Below are 20,226 nucleotides of genomic sequence, written 5' to 3'. Positions count from 1 at the left end.
ATGAACGACTTCCGACGCGACCCCGCCGAGGTGCTGGCCGAGCTCGCCGCTCTGCGCGAGGGCGACGCGCCCACGCACGGCGGCCGGGTGCTCTCGTACGTGTACGACTCGGGCCTGGCCGAACTCGACGAGCTGTCCGCGGCGGCCGCGCGCCTCGTGCAGCCCGTGAACGGCCTCGACCCGACCACGTTCACCTCGGTCGCCGCCATGGAGGCCGGAGTCGTGGGCTTCGCGCGACGCGTGTTCCACGGCGAGACCGACGGCTCGGACTCGGCCGAGGTCGTCGTCGGCACGGTCACCTCGGGCGGCACCGAGAGCTGCCTGCTCGCGGTCAAGACCGCGCGCGACGTGTGGCGCGCCGCGCGCGTAGGCACCCCGCGCATGCCGCGCATCGTCGCCCCGATCACGGTCCACGCCGCGTTCCACAAGGCGGCCGAGTACTTCGGGCTCGTGCTCGACCTCGTGCCCGTCGACCCGGCCACGGGCACGCTCGCGGCCTCCGCCATCGAGGACCGACTGGGCGACGACGTCGCGCTCGTCGTCGTCTCGGCGCCGTCGTACCCCTTCGCGAGCCTCGACCCCGTCGCGGATGTCGCGGCGGTCTGCCGTGCGCGCGGCATCGCCCTGCACGTCGACGCCTGCATCGGCGGCTTCGCGCTCGGGTTCTGGCCCGACGAGCTGCCGGCCTGGGACTTCCGCGTGCCCGGCGTCACGAGCCTCTCGGCCGACCTGCACAAGTACGGGTACGCGCCGAAGGGCGTCTCGGTGCTCCTCACGCGCGGGCGCGACCGTCAGCGCCACCAGTACTTCCGCACGACGGGCTGGCCCGGCTACCCGGTCGTCAACCCCACGATGACCGGCTCGAAGCCCGCCGGTCCGCTCGCGGCCGCCTGGTCGATCACCGAAGTGCTCGGCGAGGACGGATTCGCGGAGCTCTTGGCGAAGACCGCCCGCGCCACGACGGCGCTGCGCGAGGTCGTCGAGGGCATCGAGGGCCTGCGTGTCGTCGGCGTGCCCACCGGTCCGCTCTTCGCGGTCGCGACCGATGCGTCGGTCGAGCCCGAGCGCCGGGTCGACCCGCATCACTGGGCGGATGCCGCGCGCGGCTCCGGCTGGTTCCTGCAGCTGCAGCCGGGGCTCGCCCAGCCCGACGGCACGCGGCTGCCGCACACCACCCACCTCACGATCACGCCCGTGACCGAGCAGGTCGTCGACGAGCTCTCGACCGCGCTCGTCGCGGCGGCCGACGCCGTGCGCGGGGTTCCGCAGGTCGACGGGCAGCTCGTGCTGGCCGGCCTCGCCGACGCACTGCCCGGCGGCGTCGAGCCCCTGCTCGCGGCATCCGGAGGTCTCGACTCCGACACCGCGGCGGGCCTCCTCGGCGCGATCGGCCTGCTCGGCGGCGAGGGCGGCGGGCTTCCGTCGCAGCTCGCGCCGGTGCTCGCCCTCGTCGAGGCGCTGCCGTCCGAGCTGACCGGGCGCCTGCTCGTGGAGCTGCTGGCGCGCGTGGTCGAGCCGGTCTCGCCGGTCGAGTAGGCGCAGCAGCGCCGTATCGGGGCCCGACGCTCGGATGGGTCTCGATACGCTGCGCTATTCGACCGGCGCGCTGGGCAGCCCGCACCGCTCGGTGAAGTACGCGAACAGGTCCTGCTTCAACGTCGCCGACGCGCGCACCTCGTACTGGCCCGACCAGCCCTCGCTCGTCGTCACGACGAGCGGCAGGATCGTGCCGCGCTTGTCCTCCGCGCCCGCGTGCGGGTCGCAGCGCGCCGGTCGAACCGGGAGCGAGAACGTCGACGGGTCGTCGGATGCCTCGACGTGGGCGGTGGTGGTCGACCAGTTCAGGCCGTCCTCGGCCGACAGCAGCGTCGTGCCGAGCACCTCCGAGAGATCCACCGATCCGGATGCCGCACCGGTGGGTTCGACCGCGATGTCGAGGAAGGCGCGGCGATCGGTGCCCGACCCGGTCGAGCGCAGGTGTTCGGCGAGGGTGAACGTGGCGACGTCTTCGACGGCTCCCGCGAGGCATCCGCTGTTCTGCAGCCGGGGGAGCGTGTCGTAGGGATCGTCGGCCTCGACGGTGCCGACCGCGGTGGCGCCGTCGGCGACGACGGCTTCGAGCATGATCTCGGCCGGCCCGGCCTCGCCCTCGCAGCGGGTGCCGCCCAGCTCGACCCGGTACTGCACCGACCGCCCGTCGGGAATGGTGCGCGGGCCGTCGAAGTGCAGGCCGGGTTCGAGGCCCGGCGCTTCGACGTCGAACGACCCGAACTCCAGTGCGGCGCCGGTGCCGTTGTCGAGCTGCACCACGAGCTTGCCGTCGACGACGTCCTGCCGGCTCTGCAGGACGCTCGCGGTGATGCCGTCGGGCAGGGCCGCGGTGGCCGCCGGGCCGGATGCGGCGGGGTCGCCCGGCTGCGCCGTGCAGGCGGCGGTCGCGGCGACGCCGGCGAGCACGAGCGCCGCCGACAGCAGGCGCGGCAGCACGAGCCGCCCGCGCACACGCCGCTCCGTGCGGGGAACGGCGGCGCGCGGCATCCGGATCACCGCACGGAGACGTCGAGCCGTCGGCCCGAGAGCTGGCGCGGACGGGTCGCGACGGCCTCGGCGACGCGCTCGATGGCGCGGGCCGCGGGGTCGTCGGGTGCGCCGGCCACGACCGGAGTGCCGATGTCGCCGCCCTGGCGCAGCGCGATGCTGAGCGGCACGCTCGCGATGAGCGGCACGGCCTCGGCCTGCCCGACCGACAGGCGTCGCGCGACCTCGTCGCCGCCGCCGGAGCCGAACAGGTCGAGCACGGTGCCGTCGGCGCCCGGGAGCCCGGCCATGTTCTCGACCACGCCGATGATGCGCTGGCCGGTCTGGCGTGCGACGACGCCCGACCGCTCGGCGACGTCGGCCGCGGCGGGCTGCGGGGTCGTGACGACGAGCACCTCGGCGTTCGGCAGCAGCTGCCCGAGCGAGATCGCGATGTCGCCCGTGCCCGGCGGCAGGTCGACGAGCAGCACGTCGAGGTCGCCGAAGTACACGTCGGTGAGGAACTGGTTCAGCGTGCGATGCAGCATCGGCCCGCGCCAGGCGACCGCGGTCGACGACGCTCTGGCGCCGGGTTCGGCCGGCTCGACGAACATGCCGATCGAGATGACCTTCACGCCGTGCGCGACGGGCGGCAGGATCATGTCGTTGACCTGCGTCGGCCGGGCCGCGAGGCCGTCGTCGTCGACGAGGCCGAGCAGGGCCGGGATCGAGAACCCGTGCACGTCGGCGTCGATGAGCCCCACCGAGAGCCCGCGCGCCGCGAGCGCCACGGCGAGGTTCGCCGTGAGCGTCGACTTGCCGACGCCGCCCTTGCCGCTCGTGACCGCGATGACGCGCGTCAGCGTGCCGGGGCCGAACGGGTTGGTACGACCCGCCTTGGCGCCGCGCAGGCGCTCGGTCAGTGCCGTGCGCTGCGCTGGCGTCATGACCGTGAGCGTCACGTCGACGAGGCCCTCGCCCGCGACCGTCTCTGCGGCCTGACGCACGTCTCGTTCGATGCGATCGGATGCCGGGCAGCCGACGATCGTGAGCCGCACGACGACCTGCACGCGATCGCCCGAAACCTGCACCGACTCGAGCATGTCGAGCTCGGTGATGGGCTTGCGGATCTCGGGATCGATCACGGACTCGAGGGCACGGCGCACGGCCGCCTCGAGCTCGTCAGGAGCGAGGGGCGGCATTCGCGGCATCCTCGTCGTGGTTCCGATCGAGCTCTTCGAGCACGGCGCGGAGTTCGGACCGGATGAACTCCTTCGATGCGAGGTCGCGCATGGCCAGCCGCAGGGCGACGACCTCGCGCGCGAGGTACTCGGTGTCGGCGAGGTTGCGCTCGGCGCGCTGGCGGTCCTGTTCGATCTGCACGCGGTCGCGGTCGTCCTGACGGTTCTGCGCGAGCAGGATCAGGGGTGCGGCGTACGAGGCCTGCAGACTGAGCACGAGCGTGAGCACCGTGAACCCGTAGATCTGCGAGTCGAAGCGCCACTGCTCGGGGGCGTACGTGTTCCAGAGCAGCCAGGCGAGCACGAACAGCGAGAGTCCGGCGAGGAACGCGGGGGTGCCCATCGCGCGCGCGACCCATTCGGTGAAGCGGCCGAAGCGGTCCTTGTCGGGGTTGCCGCGGCGGAAGGGTGCACGACGGCTGCCCTTCGGGGTGTCGAAGCGCCGTTCGTCGGCGGTGTTAACGCGTGCCATCTGCTGCCCTCCTTGCGTTGCTCGGGATCGGGATGCTGCCCGTCGTCAGTTGTGCGCGGGCGGTCGCGCGTTTGCTCACCTCGTCGTCGTCTTCGGGATGACTTCGCCAATCATCGGGCAGCAGGTAGTCGAGCACGTCGTCGATCGTGACCACGCCGACGAGTCGGTGCTTCTCGTCGATGACCGGCACCGAGACGAGGTCGTAGCTCGCGAGGATGCGGCTCACCTCGGCAGCCGAGGTGTCGGCTCCGACCGGTTCGAGGCCCTGGTCGATCAGGGTGCCGAGACGTTCGTGCGGCGGGTAGCGGAGCATGCGCTGGAAGTGCACGACGCCGAGGAACCGCCCGGTGGGGGCCTCGTACGGCGGCAGGGTGACGCACACGGCGGCCCCGAGCGCCGGCGGCAGGTCGTGCCGGCGGATGAGCGCCAACCCCTCGGCCACGGTGGCGTCGGCCGAGACGATGATCGGTTCGGTCGTCATGAGCCCGCCGGCCGAGTCGGGGCCGTACGAGAGCAGCATGCGCACGTCTTCGGCCTCTTCGGGCTCCATGAGCTCGAGGAGGTGCTCGCCGCGCTCCTCGGGCAGCTGCGCGATGAGGTCGGCGGCGTCGTCGGGCTGCATGTGGTCGAGCACGTCGGCGGCGCGGTCGTCGCCGAGGCCAGAGAGGATCTCGACCTGGTCGGACTCGGGCATCTCTTCGAGCACGTCGGCGAGGCGGTCGTCGGAGAGCTCTTCGGCGACCTCCTGGCGGCGCGCCACGGGCAGGTCGAGGAGCGTGTTCGCGAGGTCGGCGGGCTTCAGCTCGGAGTAGGTCGCGATGAGCTGTTCGGCCGACTGGGCCTCGCCGGAGGCGGCGATCTCGCTCACCTCGCGCCACGTGACGTAGGCCGACTGGCCCTTCGAGAACGGGGAGGCGCCCTTGGGGCGACGCACGAAGAGCTGCTCGACCTCCCACTCGCCGGGCTCGCGTTCTTCGATCGAGACGTCCTCGATGGAGGCCACGCCCGAGCCGTCGTTGAAGGAGACCTTGCGGCCGAGCATCTCGGCGATCACGCGCACCTCGCCGCCGCGCTGCTCGAAGCGGCGCAGGTTGATGAGGCCCGTCGTGATGATCTGCCCGCCGCCGATCGACGTCACGCGACCGATCGACAGGAACACGCGGCGTTTGCCGGGGACCTCGACGATGAGTCCGACGACCCGCGGGGGGTCGTTGCGTCGGTACACGACGAGAACGTCGCGCACTTTTCCGACCCGATCACCGGCGGGGTCGAAGACGGCGCATCCGGCGAGACGGGCGACGAAGACTCTCGTTGCGCTCACGGTACCAACTTAGCCCGTGGGAGGATGAGGGGGTGAGCACCCCATCGCCGTTCGGCGGCCGCATGTCCAGAGTCTTCCCGACGCTGCCGCAGGGCGAGACGGTCGCGAGCTTCGAGACCTACGCCGAGGCGCAGGCCGGAGTCGACGCGCTCGCCAAGGCCGAGTTCCCCCTGAAGGAACTCGCGATCGTCGGCACGGGGCTCACGAGCGTGGAGCGCATCACGGGCAAGCTCACGTGGGGTCGGGCCGCCGGCGCCGGTGCGCTCTCGGGCGCGTGGTTCGGCACCTTCCTCGGCCTGCTCTTCTTCATCTTCGCGCCGACCACGTCGTCGGTCGGCATCCTGATCTCCGCCGTGCTCATCGGCGCCGGCTTCGGCATGATCTTCAGCGTCGTCTCCTACTCGGTCAACCGTCGGCGCCGCGACTTCACGTCGGTCGCGCAGGTGCTCGCCACGAGCTACTCGATCGTCGCCGAGACGGCGCACGTCGAGCGCGCGCGCCAGGTGCTCGGCGTGACCGAGGCGCCGGCGCCGGCGATTCCGACGCCCGTGTCGGCTCCCGCGCCCGGCGTCCCGGTCGCGACGGCCTCGACGCCGACGGCGCCTCGGTACGGGGCGATGGCTCCGGATGCCACGACCGCGGCAGAGGCGCCGGCAGGCGAGGACGGGGCCGACGAGGCATCCGCCCCGGCGGTCGACGGTGCCGCGACCGATGCCGGCGGCGAGGAGGCCGCACCGGCCGAGACCGAGCCGGCCGAGCCGCAGGGGCTCACCTACGGCGAGGCGCTCGATGCGGCTCGTCGCAAGGAGCGGGAGCGGCGTCGGTCGGGTGGAGACGCCTGACCGCGGCATTCTGAACGGGTGCCCGCCCTTGCTGCGAGGTCCCTGAGTCCGAGCGCAGACCGGCGACTCGCGATATATCGTGTCTTGCATGGTGACCGAGCAGGAACTCTCCCGCGACATCGTCGCGGCCGAACGGCCCGACCGCCCGATCCGACGGTGGCTGCGGGCACTCCGCCGCCGCATCCACGATCGCCCGGTGCTGCGACGCACCTACCGCGTGCTCGTCGGCGTGCTCGGCGGCACGATCGCCGTCGTCGGACTCGCGCTCGTGCCGTTGCCCGGCCCGGGGTGGCTCGTCGTGTTCCTCGGTCTCGCGATCCTCGGCTCCGAGTTCGCGTGGGCGCGACGGCTCGCGGTGTTCGCCAAGCGCCAGCTCGCCCGCTTCTGGGCGTGGTGGCAGGCCCGGCGTGCCGCCAAGGCCGCTGCGGGCGGCGCCGCCTGAGCGCCGCCGCCCGTCGCGATCAGGCCCGCTGAGCCCCCTGCACCCAGGCCTCGACCTCGGCGACCGTGCGCGGGATGCCCGCCGAGAGGTTCTCGGCGCCGTCGGCCGTGACCACGATGTCATCCTCGATGCGCACGCCGATGCCGCGGAACTCCGCCGGCACCGTGAGGTCGTCGGGCTGGAAGTAGAGCCCGGGCTCGATCGTGAAGACCATGCCGGCCTCGAGCACGCCGTCCATGTACATCTCGCGGCGGGCCTGCGCGCAGTCGTGCACGTCGAGGCCGAGGTGGTGGCTCGTGCCGTGCACCATGTAGCGGCGGTGGAACTGGTTCTCGGGCTGCAGCGACTCTTCGGCCGAGACCGGCAGGAAGCCCCACTCGGCGGTCCTGCGCGCGATCACGGCCATCGCGGCGGCGTGCACCTCGCGGAAGATCGCGCCGGGACGCACGACGGCGAACGCGGCATCCGCAGCCTCGAGCACCGCCTCGTAGACCTGGCGCTGCACGTCGGAGAACGTGCCGTTGACCGGGAACGTGCGCGTGATGTCGGCCGTGTAGTACGAGTCCATCTCGACGCCCGCGTCGAGCAGCACGAGGTCGCCGGGCACGACGGGGCCGTCGTTGCGGGTCCAGTGCAGGATCGTCGCATGCGGGCCGGCGGCGGCGATCGAGCCGTAGCCGACGTCGTTGCCGTCGAGGCGGGCGCGGGTGGCGAACACGCCCTCGATCACGCGCTCGCCGCGCACCTCCGACGTGATGCGGGGGAGCTCCTCGAAGACCTCGGTGAAGCCGCGCTTCGTCGCGTCGACGGCCGCGCGCATCTCGCCGAGCTCGAACGCGTCCTTCACGAGGCGGAGCTCGGAGAGGACGCGGGCGAGGTCGGCGTCGGGCTCGTGGTCGCCCCCGAACTCGAGCGAGAACGGCGCGTCCTGCGCGTTCGTCGACAGCGCCTCCTCTGCGGCGAAGCGGATGCGGGCGTGGTCGATGCGCTCGGTGATCGCGGCGTCGGCCTCGCGGAGCACGAGCGTCGACGTGTCGACCCTGCCGACGACGGCGTCGAACTCGTCGAGCCCGCGCGTGCCGATCGCCAGGTCGGCCGAGACGTGCTCGAGCGACGGGCGGGCGCCGATCCAGAACTCGCCGATCGCCGGGTTCGCGTAGAACTCCTCGGAGTCGCGGCCCGCGCGCTCGCGGAAGTACACGGTGGCGACGTGGCCCTCGCCGCCCTCGGGCTCGAGGACGAGCACGGCGCCGGGCTCGCTGTCGGAGCCCCAGCCCGTGAGGTGCGCGAACGCCGAGTGGGCCCGGTACGGGTAGTCGGTGTCGTTGGCGCGCTGCTTCATGTCGCCCGCCGGGATCACCAGGCGGATGCCGGGGAACGCCGCCGAGACGGCGCTGCGACGTGCCGCGGCGAACGAGGCCTGCTCGCGGGCCGACGGCAGCGCCTCGTCGCGCGCCGCCCAGCCGTTGCTGATGAAGTCCTTGAATCCCTCGGAACCGGGCGTCGTCGAACGGTTCGCGTTGCGCCCGCTCTCGTCTGCGGAGGTCGCCGCGGCCGTCGTCTCGGTGGTGGAGGTGTCGCTCGTGTCCATGTGCTCCATTCTCTCACCGGAGTCGTCGAGCGGCCCGCCTCAATCCGTGCGCGAGAGGGTCGCGACGACCGGGCGGTGGTCGCTGCCCGAGCCGTCGACCTCGCCGATCACGCGGAAGGCGTCGACGTGCCAACCCGGCGTGGCCAGCACGTGGTCGATCGGGCTGCCCAGGATCTCGGGCAGGTCGGTCGGCCAGGTGCCGAGTCCGCCCGCACCGCCCTGCACCGCGGCGTCCGCGCACCGGCCGAGGTCGCCGCCGTCGATGCCGCGACCCGCGAAGTGGTCGACCGTCGCGTTGAAGTCGCCCGCCATGATCACGTTCTCGCCCGTGCACTGCTCGGCGAGCCAGTCGAGGTCGCTGCGCCAGTTGCGCAGCTCCCAGCGGATCGGCGCGACGGCGTGCACCGCGACGATGCGCGGGCCGTCGCCCGAGACGGGGTCGGCGACGACCGACGGCAGCGTGTTCGTGTTGCCGGGCGGGCCGGGCACCTCGGCCGACACGACCTCGTAGTCGCCGAGCTCGGGCGAGATGAGGATCGTCGTCGAACGGGCCTTCGCGATCTCGTCGAACGCCCGGGTGTGCACCCACATCGGGCGGCCGCCCTCGCGCATCGCGACCGCGACCTCCTCGCCGAGCGGCTCGGTCGTCTCGGGCAGCACGACCACGTCGGCGCCCTCCGCGAGCGCGAGCTCGGTGATGGTCGAGGCATCGGGCACCTCGCCGAGCGTGTTCCACGACAGCACGGTGACCGTGTCGGATGACGCGGCGGCCGCGGCATCCGACCCTCCGAGTCCGCGCACGGCGAGCACCGCGACGTTGCCCGCCGCGAACACCGCGAGCACGATCACCATCGCGAGTGCGAAGCGGCGCGAGCGCCGGGGGATGGCCAGCAGGGCGAAGAGGGCGGCCGCGAGGATGCCGACGAGCGCCGCGGAGCCGCGGAGCGCGACGATGTGCGTGGCGATCCACTGGTTCTGCAGGCCGAACCCCTGCGGCCAGAGCAGGACGACGGCGATGATCGCCGACACGATGACGACGAGCCAGCCGAGGATGCGGGGGAGCATCCCACCAAGCTAGGGCAGGATTCTGTGCCGTGGCCGCGAGGCGGCGGGTGGTTCGCGTGTCGGCGATCGCGCGTCGCACGCGTCTGGTAGGTCGGCGGCGCGGCCTAGCATGGGGGCATGGCTACGTCGTCGGCATCCGCGCACGGGTTCGTGATGGGCGAGGCCGACCTGCATGTGCACTCGACCGTCTCCGACGGCACCGGGGCCCCGGCCGAACTCCTCGTCGAGGCGGCCGAGGCGGGCCTGTCGGCCATCGCGCTCACCGACCACGACTCGACGGCCGGGTGGGCCGAGGCCGCCTCGGCCGTGCCCGCCACCGGCGTCGCCCTCATTCCGGGCATGGAGCTCTCGACGCGCGAGCAGTACACGAGCGTGCACGTGCTCGCCTACCTCATCGACCCGTTCGACGAGCCGCTGCTCGCCGAGACGACGCGCATCCGCGAGTCGAGGCTCACCCGGGCCGAGGAGATCGTTCGGCGCATCTCGCGCGACTACCCGCTCACCTGGGACGACGTGGTCGCCCAGACCGCGGCCGGCGCGACCGTCGGCCGCCCCCACATCGCCGACGCGCTCGTGGCTCGTGGGCACGCGAACACGCGCTCGGCCGCCTTCGCGGGCATCCTCCATCCGCGTCACGGCTACGCCCGACCGCACTACGCGCCCGACCCGCTCACGGGCGTGCGCCTCATCCGCGCGGCCGGAGGGGTTCCGGTGCTCGCGCATCCCGGGGCCCGCGGCGAGGAGTACGTCGTGTCGCCCGAGCGTCTTCGGCAGCTCGTCGACGCCGGGCTCTTCGGCCTCGAGATCGACCACCCCGAGAACGACCCGGCCTCCAAGCCCCGACTGCACGCACTCGCGCGCGAGTTCGGCCTCGCCGTCACGGGTTCGAGCGACTACCACGGCACCGGCAAGCCGAACCGCCTCGGCGAGGAGCGCACGCGCGCCGACGTGGTGGCGCGCATCCTCGCCGAGGGCACCGGCACGGCGCCCGTGCTGCCGTAGCCGACGCTCGGGCGAGGCGACCGACGACGAAGGGGGCGGATGCCGCGTGGCATCCGCCCCCTTCGTGCGGGTCGTTCGATCGACCGGGTCAGGCCTGGGGCGCTGCGCCCGCCGAGCCGGCCGGACGCGGGCCCCGGCGACGACGGCGACGGCGAGGAGCCGCATTGCCGTCGTGGTGCTCGCTGCCGCCGCCGTCGTGCGTGCCGGTGCCGGGCTCGCGCACGGTCGCCGTCGCGGCGTCGCCGGAATCGGATGCCGCAGGCGTGCCGGCCTCGACCGACGCACCCTCGCCGGCGGGGCGTCCGCCGCGGGTGCGCTGACGCGAACGGCTGCTGCGCGGTGCGCGCTCGGCGTCGCCTTGGCGCGCCTCGCCGCGAGCGCCCGAGGAGCCCTCGGTGCGACCAGCGGTGCTCGACCGGGTCGGTGCGGCGGCCACGGCCGACGGCTTCAGACGGCCCTTCGTGCCGGCGGGGATGTCGAGGTCGGTGAACAGGTGCGGGCTCGACGAGTACGTCTCGGTGGGCTCGGGCTGGCCGAACTCGAGCGCGCGGTTGATGAGCGCCCACTTGTGCAGGTCGTCCCAGTCGACGAACGTGACGGCGATACCGGTCTTGCCGGCGCGGCCCGTGCGGCCCGCACGGTGCAGGTATGTCTTGTCGTCGTCGGGGATGGTGTGGTTGATCACGTGCGTGACGTCGTCGACGTCGATGCCTCGTGCCGCGACATCCGTTGCGATGAGGATGTCCTTCTTGCCCGCCTTGAACGCGGCCATGGCGCGCTCGCGCTGGTCCTGGTTGAGGTCGCCGTGCACGGCAGCGGCGTTGAAGCCGCGGTCGTTCAGCTCCTCGACGAGCTTGGCCGCCGCGCGCTTCGTGCGCGTGAAGATCACGGTCTTGCCGCGGCCGTCGGCCTGGAGGATGCGCGAGATGACCTCGTCCTTGTCGAGCGAGTGCGCCCGGTAGACGAGGTGCTTGATGTTCGCCTGCGTGAGGCCCTCGTCGGGGTCGGTCGCGCGGATGTGGATCGGCTTCGACATGAAGCGGCGCGCGAGCGCCACGATCGGGCCGGGCATGGTGGCCGAGAAGAGCATGGTGTGACGCACCGCGGGCGTCTGCGCGAAGATCTTCTCGATGTCGGAGAGGAAGCCGAGGTCGAGCATCTTGTCGGCCTCGTCGAGCACGACCTCCTGCACGTTCTTCAGCGACAGCAGTCGCTGCGAGGCGAGGTCGAGGAGGCGCCCGGGGGTGCCCACGACGATCTGCGCACCGGCCTTGATCTGCTCGATCTGGCCCTCGTACGCCTTGCCGCCGTAGATCGAGACGACCTTGGTGGCGCGGTTCGAGGTGGCCAGCTCGAGGTCTTCGGTGACCTGGACGCAGAGTTCGCGGGTCGGCACGACGACGAGCGCCTTGACACCGGGCTCGGGGTCGTCGCCGAGGCGCTGGATGATCGGCAGGCCGAACCCGAAGGTCTTGCCGGTGCCCGTCTTGGCCTGGCCGATGATGTCCTGGCCCGAGAGGGCGAGGGGGATCGTCTGCTCCTGGATGGGGAAGGCATCGAAGATGCCCTTGGTTGCGAGCGCGTCGACGATGTCGGACGCGACGCCGAGTTCTGCGAAAGTAGTCAAGTATCTGCCTGTCGGTTCAGCTGGAGAGGTGCGCGCTGCTTGTCCTCAGGCGCACGGCTGCGGGTCCGATGCCCGCATGCGACCTCCAGCTTATCGGAGAGAGCCTGAACGCCTCGGTTAGGCTGTGTGCCGTGGTGTCCTGGATCAATCGTCGCGCTGCCCGCCCCGAGGCGCCGCGGCAGCGACCGCGCGTCGCGCCGACCGAGCTGACGCGGGTCGACTTCACCGAGCTGGTGCCCGAACCGGTGCCGTTCCTCGGCCAGGCCGCGTACATCCAGCTGGTGTTCTTCGAGGGGCTCGCACTCGCGGTGCAGACCGCTCCCACACTCCGCGCCAAAGAGGGACTGAGCGCCGCCGCCGGCGTCGCCCTCCGCAAGCATCACGCCCTCATCGCCGAACTGCGACTGCAGGGCGTCGAGCCGGTCGACGTCATGGCGCCGTTCGCGCCGGCGACCGTGCGGCTCGAGTCGGCCTCGCGCGGGGGCGACTGGGAGGAGCTCCTGCTCGCGATCCACGTGACCTCCGGCATGCTCGACGGGTACTTCTCGCGCCTCTCGAACGGACTGCACGCCGACCTCGCGCGCCGCGTTCGCGCGATCCTCGACGAGGCTGGCTCGGCCGCCGTGCTCGAACGCGAGCTCTCCCTCGCGATCGCCGAGCAGCCGGGGCTCGCCGACCGTCTCGCGCTCTGGGGCCGCAGCCTCGTCGGCGACACGCTGCTCATCGCCCGCTCTGCGTTGCGCGCGTCCGACGCGCGCGGCCTCGAGGAGCGCGTCGAGCCGATCTTCACCGAGCTCATCGCCGACCACACCCGCCGCATGGACGCGCTCGGCCTCACGGCCTGAGGGTCGGCCGGCACGCGAAACGGCGCCCTCCCCGTGGGGAAGGCGCCGTCGAGTCGTGCGTTCGGGTCAGCGGGCGCTGCTCGCGCGTGCCGGGGCCGCCGTGCGCGGGCTCGAGAGCCGCGCGAAGAGCGCGGTGTCGGCGCGATCGCGCTTCGGGCCGATCAGGTACGCGGATGCCGCGGCGGCCAGTCCTGCGACCGCGAGCGAGATCACCCAGATCCACGCGCCGTCCCATGCCATGCCGAGCCACGTCAGGGCGACCCACACGATCGCCGCGACGCCCGCGCCGATCGAGGGGATCAGCAGCACGCCGTGCGTGTGCCGAAGCGGCAGCAGGTAGCGCGCGGCGAGGCCGAGGATGGCGCCGCCGAGCACGACGAAGAGCAGCTCCACGTCAGGCCACGAATCCGACGCGGCGCGACTCCTCGGAGCCGATCTCGACGTAGGCGAGCGCTGCGGCGGGCACGAGGAAGACGCTGCCCTTCGCGTCGATGAACTTCAGCGACTTCGCGTCGCCGGCGAGTGCTGCGGCGACCTGGGTCTGGACCTCCTCTGCCGACTGCGACGACTCGAAGGAGAGTTCGCGGGGGGAGTTCTGAATGCCGATCCGTACGTCCACAGTGGGCCTTTCTGTCCGTGCGTCCACACTATGACACGGCTCGCGGGGCTCGGGGCACGTTCACTGTCGGCGGAACGGGTTAACGTGTGGGCATGCCCAGCCCCACCGCCCCGTCGCAGCCCGATGCGACCCTCGTCGCACCCGAGTCCGCGAGGCAGGCGGCGCAGCTCGCCGAGGGCATCTCCGAGGGCCTGCACCACGCGGTGTTCGGGGCCCCGGGCTCTGGCAAGACGACGCTCGCGGTCGAGCTCGTCGCCGACCGCGTCGCGCGCCTCGGCTACGGGGTCGACGACGTGCTCGTGCTCTGTTCGAGCCGGTCCACGGCCACCGCGCTGCGCGATCGCATCGCGGTGCGGCTCGGCGTCACCACGCGCGGTCCGCTCGCGCGCACTGCGAACTCCATGGCCTTCCAGCTCGTGCGCGCCTACACGGCGGCGCCCGTCACGCTGCTGACGGGCGGCGAGCACGACCGCATCGTCGCCGACCTCGTCGAGGGCGGCATCCGCGACGGCTTCGGCCCCGCCTGGCCCGAGCCGCTCACGCCCGAGGTGCGGGGGCTCAGGGGGTTCCGCACCGAACTGCGCGACCTTCTCATGCGCGCGGTCGAACTCGGCGTCGACGAGGGCGAGCTCGCCCGCCTCGGCGAGGCCGCCGGTCGCCCGGAGTGGGTGTCCGCGGCCGACTTCATGGCCGAGTACGCCGACGTGAAGGACCAGGTGCGGCCGAACCAGTTCGACTCGGCCGAACTCGGCGCGTTCGCGGCGGCGATCGTGCGCCGCAGTCGAACCGACCCCGAGGCGTCCGTCGCGCTGGGGCCGCTCGCGGGGCTGCGCCTGCTCGTCGTCGACGACGCGCAGGAGACCACCGAGGCGTCGGCCTCGCTCATCGCCGCGTTCGCCGCGTGCGGGGTGCAGATCGTCGCGATCGGCGACCCCGATGTCGCGAGCAACGGGTTCCGCGGCGGCCGGCCCGAACTGCTCGGATCGCTCAGCTCGATGCTCGAGGGCGCCCCCGTTCGGCGCCTCGAGCTGCCGATCGTGCACCGCGGGCGGTCCGAGATCGCCGAGGTCGTCTCCGGCGTGCGCACCCATATCGGCACGGCGCTCGGCGGCACGCATCGCTCAGCACGGCTGGCGGGCGCCGATGCGGCCTCCGAGCCGGTCGCCGGCTCTGCCGCGGTCGACCCGTTGACGCCCGTGCTCGGCATCGAAGCCGTCTCGGGCGCGGCCGAGTACCAGGCGATCGCGGCGCTGCTGCGCGAGCGCCATCTGCTCGACGGCGTGCCGTGGTCGCAGATGGCGGTCGTGCTCCGCTCGGGCGGCGACGTGCCGACCGTCGAGCGCGCGCTCGCGCTCGCCGACGTTCCGACGGCGGGCGCCGCGACGGGGCTCGCGCTGCGCGATGCGCCCGCGGCGGCTGCGCTGCTCACGGCCTGCTCGTTCGTGCTCGGCCGCGAGCCGCTCACGGCCGAGCTCGCCGTCACCCTGCTCACCGGCCCGATCGGCCGGCTCGACGGCATCGGGCTCCGACGTCTGCGTCTCGCGCTCCGGCATGAGGAGCTCGCGGCCGGCGGCGCGCGCACCGGCGACGAACTGCTCGTCGACGCGCTCTCCGCGCCCGGCGGGTTCGTGACGATCGACGCGGCGCCGGGCCGTCGCGCGGCGAGGCTCGCATCCGTGCTCGACGATGCGATCCGGGTCGCCCGCGGCGGCGGCACCGTCGAAGAGGTGCTCTGGTCGCTGTGGGAGGGCGGCGGACTCGGCACCGAGTGGGGGCGGCAGGCGGCGGGCACCGGCGTGCTGGCCGATGAGGCCGACCGTTCGCTCGATGCCGCGGTCGCCCTGTTCTCCGCCGCCACCCGGTTCGTCGAACGCGAACCCGACGCTCCCGCCGTGCGGTTCGTCGACGAGGTGCTCGCGAGCGAGTTGCCCGAAGACTCGCTCGCGCCGCGGCGCACCACCGAGACCGTGCTCGTGACCACCCCGCAGGGCGTGGTCGGCCGCGAGTTCGACGTGGTCGTCGTCGCCGGTCTGCAAGACGCCGTCTGGCCCAACCTCCGGCCGCGAGGCACGCTGCTGCACGCCGGTCTCCTGCCGCGCGTGGCGCAGGCCGCGCGATCCGGTTCGCCGCTGCCCGGCGTCGAGACGCCGGCCGAGGTCCGCGCCGCGGTGCGCGACGACGAGCTGCGCATGTTCGTGCTCGCCGTCTCGCGGGCTCGGCGACAGCTCGTGCTCGCCTGCACGGCGAACGACGACGAGCAGCCGTCGGTCCTCATGGGCTACGCCCGCGAACGCGTGCGCCCGCGCCGTCGGCCGCTTCAGCTCCGCGCGCTCGTCGGTGCGCTGCGGCGCGAGGCCGTCACGGGCGACCCCGAGTCCGCGGCCGCGCTGGCGCTCCTCGCCGAAGAGGGCGTGCCCGGTGCGAACCCGGCCGAGTGGTACGGACTCTCCGACCTCTCGAGCGAGGCGCCGCTCGTCGACCTCCAGGGCGACCCCGAGGCATCCGTCCAGGTGTCGCCCTCGCAGATCGACCGCGTCGAGGAGTCGCCTCTCGGCTGGTTCGTCGACCACATCGCGTCCCCGCCGTCGGGCGTCGCGGCATCGATCGGCACGATCGTGCACGCCGTCGTCGAAGAGGTCGGCGGTCGAGACGACGGCGCGACCGACGTCGAGGCGATCTGGGCGGCGGTCGAGGAGCGGCTGAAGGGCGTGCGCTTCGAGGCCGGCTGGGTTGCCGAACGCGAGCGGCGCGGTGCTCGGCGCATGGCCGAGGGAGCGGCCGAGTACCTGGGCTCGTTCGACGACGACGCGAAGGTGCTGCTCGGCGCCGAAGGGAAGTTCACCATCACCATCGACCGGGTGCGCATCACCGGCACCATCGACCGCATCGAGGCATCGGCCGACGGCACGACCGTGATCGTCGACATCAAGACCGGCCGCACGCCGCCGACGTATCCGCAGACGGCCGCGCATCCGCAGCTCGCCGCGTACCAGCTGGCGGCGCGTCAGCAGGCCGTGCCGTCGGCGGGTGTGCTCGGCGGCGCGAAGCTCGTCTACGTCGCGACGCCGTCGCGCGGGCTCGCGTACACCGAACGCGCCCAGCAACCGTTCGACGACGAGGCCGAGGCCGCGTTCCGAGAACGGCTCGCCGAGGTCGGTCGGGTGATGGCCGGATCGAGCTTCGAGGGGTCGACCGAGCCGGGGCAACGATCCAGGTTCGGCTCGTGGCAGTACCGCGTGCACCTCGTGCCGGCGGTCTCGGCGTGAGCGCCGGGGCGAATGGCGCGAGTCCGGTCGTGAACCGCCTGAGCGCGGCCGAGATCGCGACGCGACTGGGCCTGCACGTTCCCACGCCTGAGCAGCAGGCGGTCATCGAGGCAGACCCGCACGGCGCGAGCATCGTCGTCGCCGGTGCGGGCAGCGGCAAGACCGAGACCATGGCCAACCGGGTCGTGTGGCTGCTCGCCAACGGGCACGTGGGCGTCGCCGACGTGCTCGGCCTGACCTTCACGCGAAAGGCCGCCGGCGAGCTCGCCGAGCGCGTGCGCGAGCGCGTCGCGCAACTCGTGCACGAGGGCATCGCCGACCTCGTCATCGATCCGCTCGAGTCGGCGACCGTCAGCACCTATCACTCGTTCGCGAGCGCGATCTATCGCGAGCACGCGATGCGCATCGGGCGCGAACCCGACGCGACCGTGCTCGGCGAGGCGTCCGCGTGGCTGCTGGCCCGTTCGGTCGTGAGCGCGTCGGCCGACGACCGGCTCATCGAGCTCGACGCCTCCCTCGACCGCGTCACCGGAGCGGCGCTCTCGTTGAGCCGCGCCCTCGCCGAGAACGTGGCCGACAGCCGCGATGTGCGCGCCTTCGCCCGCGACTTCCTCGCCATGCGCGGGCTGCCCATCGAGGCGCCCCGCAAACGCACCGACTTCGAATCGTTCGTCGGCGCGCTCGGCGTGGTCGACGCACTCCCGCCCCTGCTCGAACTCGCCGACGCGTACGCGGCCGCCAAGCGCGAGCGCGGGTACGTCGAGTTCTCCGATCAGGTCGCCCTCGCGCTGCAGATCTGCGTCGAGCACCCCGACGTCGTCGCCGAGCACCGGGAGCGCTCGCGCACCGTGCTGCTCGACGAGTATCAGGACACGAGCGTCGTGCAGACGCGACTGCTCGCGTCGCTCTTCGAGGGGCACCCCGTCATGGCGGTCGGCGACCCCGACCAGTCGATCTACGGATGGCGCGGCGCGAGCGCCGCCAACCTCGCCCGATTCGACCGCGACTTCGGCAAGGGGGCCGCGTCGGTCTACCACCTGTCGACCAGCTGGCGGAACCCGCGCATCGTGCTCGATGCGGCGAACACGCTCATCGCCTCGCTCGACGCCGGCATCCCCAAGGCGCCGCTCGCGCCCTCGCCGTTCGCCGGCGCGGGCCGGCTCGACGTCGCCTGGGGCGAGACCATCGACGACGAGGCCGACCAGGTCGCACGCTGGTTCGCGGACCGGCTCGGGCGCAGCCGTCGACCCGGAACCGCGCCCGATCCTGCCGCGGCGGCCAGGAGCGGTGCGCTGCTCTGCCGGACGTTCGCCAACGTCGGCGTCTTCACGCAGGCCCTGCGCGCGCACGGCGTGCCCGTGCACGTGCTCGGCATGGCGGGCCTGCTCGACCAGCCCGTGATCGCCGACCTCGTGTGCGTGCTCCGCGTCCTGCACGATCCCACGGCGGGCGCGGAGCTCGTCCGTGTGCTCGGCGGCGCCAGGTGGCGCATCGGCCCGGCCGACCTCTCGGGTCTCAGAGACGTCGCGAGGTGGCTCGTCGACCGCGACCTCGCGCGTCGTCGGCTCGACGACGACGTGCGGCGCGAGCTGCGGGCCTCGACCGCGGCCGAGGAGTCCCCGTCGATCGTCGACGCGCTCGACTTCGTGCTCACGGCGCCCGACGACCACCGAGCGCTGGCCGGCATCAGCGCTTCCGGGCTCGCGCGCCTCCGACGCGCGGGCACCCAGTTGCAGGCGCTCCGCCGCAGAGCGGGGCTCGGCCTCATCGACTTCGTGCACCTCGTGCAGCAGGAGCTGCTGCTCGACATCGAGGTCGCCGCGAATGCCGACCAGCCGCTGGGCCGGCCCAGCCTCGAGGCCTTCGACGAACTGCTCGCGGGCTTCGCCGACGACTCCGAGCACCCGACGCTCGGCGCCTTCCTCAGCTGGCTCACCGAGGCGGAGCAGCGCGACCGGCTGTCGCCCCGTCAAGACGAGCCAGAGCCGGGCGCCGTGCAGGTGCTCTCGATCCACGGGTCGAAGGGCCTCGAGTGGGACGTCGTCGCGGTGCCGCGCATGGTCGATCAGGAGATCCCGTCCAAGCCGCGGTCGGCGAAGGGCTGGCTCGCGTTCGGCGAGCTGCCGAACGAGTTCAAGGGCGACCGCGACGAACTGCCCGAGCTGGGCTGGCGCGGGGTGCAGAGCCAACGTGAGTTCGACGAGGCGGTCACGGCGTTCGCCGAGGAGAACCGCGAGCGTCACGCCGACGAGGAGCGTCGTCTCGCGTACGTCGCCGTCACCCGCACCCGCTCCGACCTGCTGCTCAGCGGGTCGTGGTGGTCGACGCAGAAGACGGCGCGCCCGCCGAGCGCGTTTCTGCGGGAGCTCGCGGTCGCGGGCGTCATCGAGCCCGAGCTGCTCCCGACCGCGCCCGGAGACAGCGAGAACCCGCGTGCCGAGGCTGATGCCCGGGTGCAGTGGCCGCTCGATCCGCTCGGTGCGCGCCGGCCGGGCGTGGTGCGGGCGGCCGACGCCGTTCGACAGGCCGCCGAGGGCCCCAGCGGCGCCGGCATCGGCCCGCAGCTGTCGTCGGAGCTGACGCTGCTCATCGAGGAGCGTCGACGCCGCCAGGCCGGCCCCGGGCCGACGCCGATTCCCTCTCGTGTGCCCGCGTCGCGGTTCAAGGACTACCTCGACGACCCCGAAGCCGTCGCCGCGCAGCTGCGTCGTCCCATGCCGCAGCGCCCCTATCGGGCGACCCGACTCGGCACGCTGTTCCACGAATGGGTCGAGCACCGCTCCACCGGCGAGTCGGCAGCGGCCGCGCTCGACGACGGCCTCTTCGGCGTCGAGCTGCTCGGCGCGGCCGACCCCGGCGAGCTCGTCGAGTCCGGCCGAGGCGACGACGGCGTCCTCGGCGCTCAGACGGGCGCGGGCGCCGAGAGCCTCGACCGCATGGCGGCGCTCCGGGCGACGTTCGAGGCCTCCGAGTGGGGTTCGCGTCGGCCGGTCGAGGTCGAGATCGAGCTGCACCTGCCCGTCGACGAGCACGTGTTCGTGTGCAAGCTCGACGCCGTCTACGACGTTCCCGAGGGCGGCGAACTGGCCGCGAGAGGCATCCGCTACCAGGTCGTCGACTGGAAGACCGGCCGCGCACCCCGCAATGCGCGCGACCTCGAGCTCAAGCAGACGCAGCTCGCGTTGTACCGCCTCGCCTATGCGGCCTGGGCCGGAATCCCTCCCGAGGAGGTCGACGCCGTGTTCTACTTCGTCGAGGACGACCGGGTGATCAGGCCCGACGAGCTCTACGACGAGGCCGAACTGCGCCGGGCCTGGGCGGCCGCCGTCCAGAGCTGAGCGCGGCCGACGTCCGGATCGACGTCGGCCGGCCCGAC

At 72.9% G+C, this 20,226-nt stretch carries 16 protein-coding genes; 7 read left to right on the top strand and 9 right to left on the bottom strand.

The genetic code is table 11. The annotated features are described in order from the left end of the window. Positions 1–1,536, top strand: a complete 1,536-nt coding sequence (locus tag GQR16_RS01045; protein WP_157413292.1) for a pyridoxal phosphate-dependent decarboxylase family protein — start codon at positions 1–3, stop codon at positions 1,534–1,536. A gap of 54 nt (positions 1,537–1,590) precedes the next feature. On the opposite strand, the gene GQR16_RS01040 is transcribed toward GQR16_RS01045, so the two are convergent. From GQR16_RS01040 to GQR16_RS01025, 4 genes are read right to left on the bottom strand one after another with little or no spacing between them, the layout of a single operon-like run. Continuing rightward, positions 1,591–2,502 (bottom strand): hypothetical protein, encoded by a 912-nt coding sequence (locus tag GQR16_RS01040; RefSeq protein ID WP_157413291.1) that lies wholly within the window; start codon positions 2,500–2,502, stop codon positions 1,591–1,593. A gap of 41 nt (positions 2,503–2,543) precedes the next feature. Continuing rightward, a complete protein-coding gene (locus tag GQR16_RS01035; RefSeq protein WP_425482600.1) occupies positions 2,544–3,719 on the bottom strand; it encodes an Mrp/NBP35 family ATP-binding protein in 1,176 nt (391 codons plus the stop codon). Further along, positions 3,700–4,230 (bottom strand): DUF1003 domain-containing protein, encoded by a 531-nt coding sequence (locus GQR16_RS01030; protein ID WP_157413289.1) that lies wholly within the window; start codon positions 4,228–4,230, stop codon positions 3,700–3,702. Before GQR16_RS01030 ends, GQR16_RS01035 begins: the two co-directional genes overlap by 20 nt. Further along, positions 4,217–5,551: a magnesium transporter MgtE N-terminal domain-containing protein gene (locus GQR16_RS01025; protein WP_157413288.1), complete on the bottom strand. Its 1,335-nt coding sequence runs from the start codon at positions 5,549–5,551 to the stop codon at positions 4,217–4,219. The genes GQR16_RS01030 and GQR16_RS01025 overlap by 14 nt, the downstream gene beginning before the upstream one ends. Positions 5,552–5,583: 32 nt before the next feature. Between GQR16_RS01025 and GQR16_RS01020 the strand changes: the two genes are divergently transcribed. After that, entirely contained in the window at positions 5,584–6,393 is an 810-nt protein-coding gene (locus GQR16_RS01020) for a YflT domain-containing protein (protein ID WP_211373403.1), read from the top strand. Positions 6,394–6,481: 88 nt separating this feature from the next. Further along, the gene (locus tag GQR16_RS01015) at positions 6,482–6,835 is read left to right on the top strand and encodes a TIGR02611 family protein (protein WP_157413287.1); all 354 of its coding nucleotides are present in this window, start codon (positions 6,482–6,484) and stop codon (positions 6,833–6,835) included. A gap of 19 nt (positions 6,836–6,854) precedes the next feature. Here GQR16_RS01015 and GQR16_RS01010 read toward each other — a convergent pair whose 3' ends face one another. Then, a complete protein-coding gene (locus tag GQR16_RS01010; RefSeq protein WP_425482599.1) occupies positions 6,855–8,426 on the bottom strand; it encodes an aminopeptidase P family protein in 1,572 nt (523 codons plus the stop codon). Between the two features lie 39 nt (positions 8,427–8,465). Then, the gene (locus GQR16_RS01005; RefSeq protein ID WP_157413285.1) at positions 8,466–9,491 is read right to left on the bottom strand and encodes an endonuclease/exonuclease/phosphatase family protein; all 1,026 of its coding nucleotides are present in this window, start codon (positions 9,489–9,491) and stop codon (positions 8,466–8,468) included. A gap of 117 nt (positions 9,492–9,608) precedes the next feature. Here GQR16_RS01005 and GQR16_RS01000 point away from each other — a divergent pair, with 117 nt between their 5' ends. Further along, the gene (locus tag GQR16_RS01000; protein ID WP_246200382.1) at positions 9,609–10,493 is read left to right on the top strand and encodes a PHP domain-containing protein; all 885 of its coding nucleotides are present in this window, start codon (positions 9,609–9,611) and stop codon (positions 10,491–10,493) included. An 88-nt stretch (positions 10,494–10,581) separates the two neighbouring features. On the opposite strand, the gene GQR16_RS00995 is transcribed toward GQR16_RS01000, so the two are convergent. Further along, positions 10,582–12,120 carry a DEAD/DEAH box helicase gene (locus GQR16_RS00995; protein ID WP_157413284.1) on the bottom strand — a complete coding sequence of 513 codons (1,539 nt, stop codon included), beginning with the start codon at positions 12,118–12,120 and terminating at the stop codon, positions 10,582–10,584. Between the two features lie 131 nt (positions 12,121–12,251). On the opposite strand from GQR16_RS00995, the gene GQR16_RS00990 reads away from it, so the two are divergent. Beyond that, positions 12,252–12,965 (top strand): ferritin-like fold-containing protein, encoded by a 714-nt coding sequence (locus GQR16_RS00990; RefSeq protein ID WP_246200380.1) that lies wholly within the window; start codon positions 12,252–12,254, stop codon positions 12,963–12,965. 66 nt (positions 12,966–13,031) lie between these two features. Here GQR16_RS00990 and GQR16_RS19825 read toward each other — a convergent pair whose 3' ends face one another. Together GQR16_RS19825 and GQR16_RS00980 are read right to left on the bottom strand one after the other, a co-directional pair. Further along, positions 13,032–13,358: a hypothetical protein gene (locus GQR16_RS19825; protein ID WP_246200378.1), complete on the bottom strand. Its 327-nt coding sequence runs from the start codon at positions 13,356–13,358 to the stop codon at positions 13,032–13,034. A gap of 1 nt (position 13,359) precedes the next feature. Next, positions 13,360–13,584: a DUF3107 domain-containing protein gene (locus tag GQR16_RS00980; protein WP_157413282.1), complete on the bottom strand. Its 225-nt coding sequence runs from the start codon at positions 13,582–13,584 to the stop codon at positions 13,360–13,362. Between the two features lie 92 nt (positions 13,585–13,676). Here GQR16_RS00980 and GQR16_RS00975 point away from each other — a divergent pair, with 92 nt between their 5' ends. Together GQR16_RS00975 and GQR16_RS00970 are read left to right on the top strand one after the other, a co-directional pair. After that, positions 13,677–16,850 (top strand): UrvD/REP family ATP-dependent DNA helicase, encoded by a 3,174-nt coding sequence (locus GQR16_RS00975; RefSeq protein ID WP_157413281.1) that lies wholly within the window; start codon positions 13,677–13,679, stop codon positions 16,848–16,850. A gap of 29 nt (positions 16,851–16,879) precedes the next feature. Beyond that, positions 16,880–20,188, top strand: coding sequence for an ATP-dependent helicase (locus tag GQR16_RS00970; RefSeq protein WP_211373402.1), 3,309 nt, complete (start codon positions 16,880–16,882; stop codon positions 20,186–20,188). Positions 20,189–20,226: the final 38 nt, after the last annotated feature.

The sequence above is a fragment of the Agromyces allii genome (assembly GCF_009749385.1).
Classification (GTDB): Bacteria; Actinomycetota; Actinomycetes; order Actinomycetales; family Microbacteriaceae; genus Agromyces; species Agromyces allii.
The sequence above is the reverse complement of the archived record's forward strand: the minus strand, read 5'-3'. Positions and strand labels throughout refer to the sequence as shown.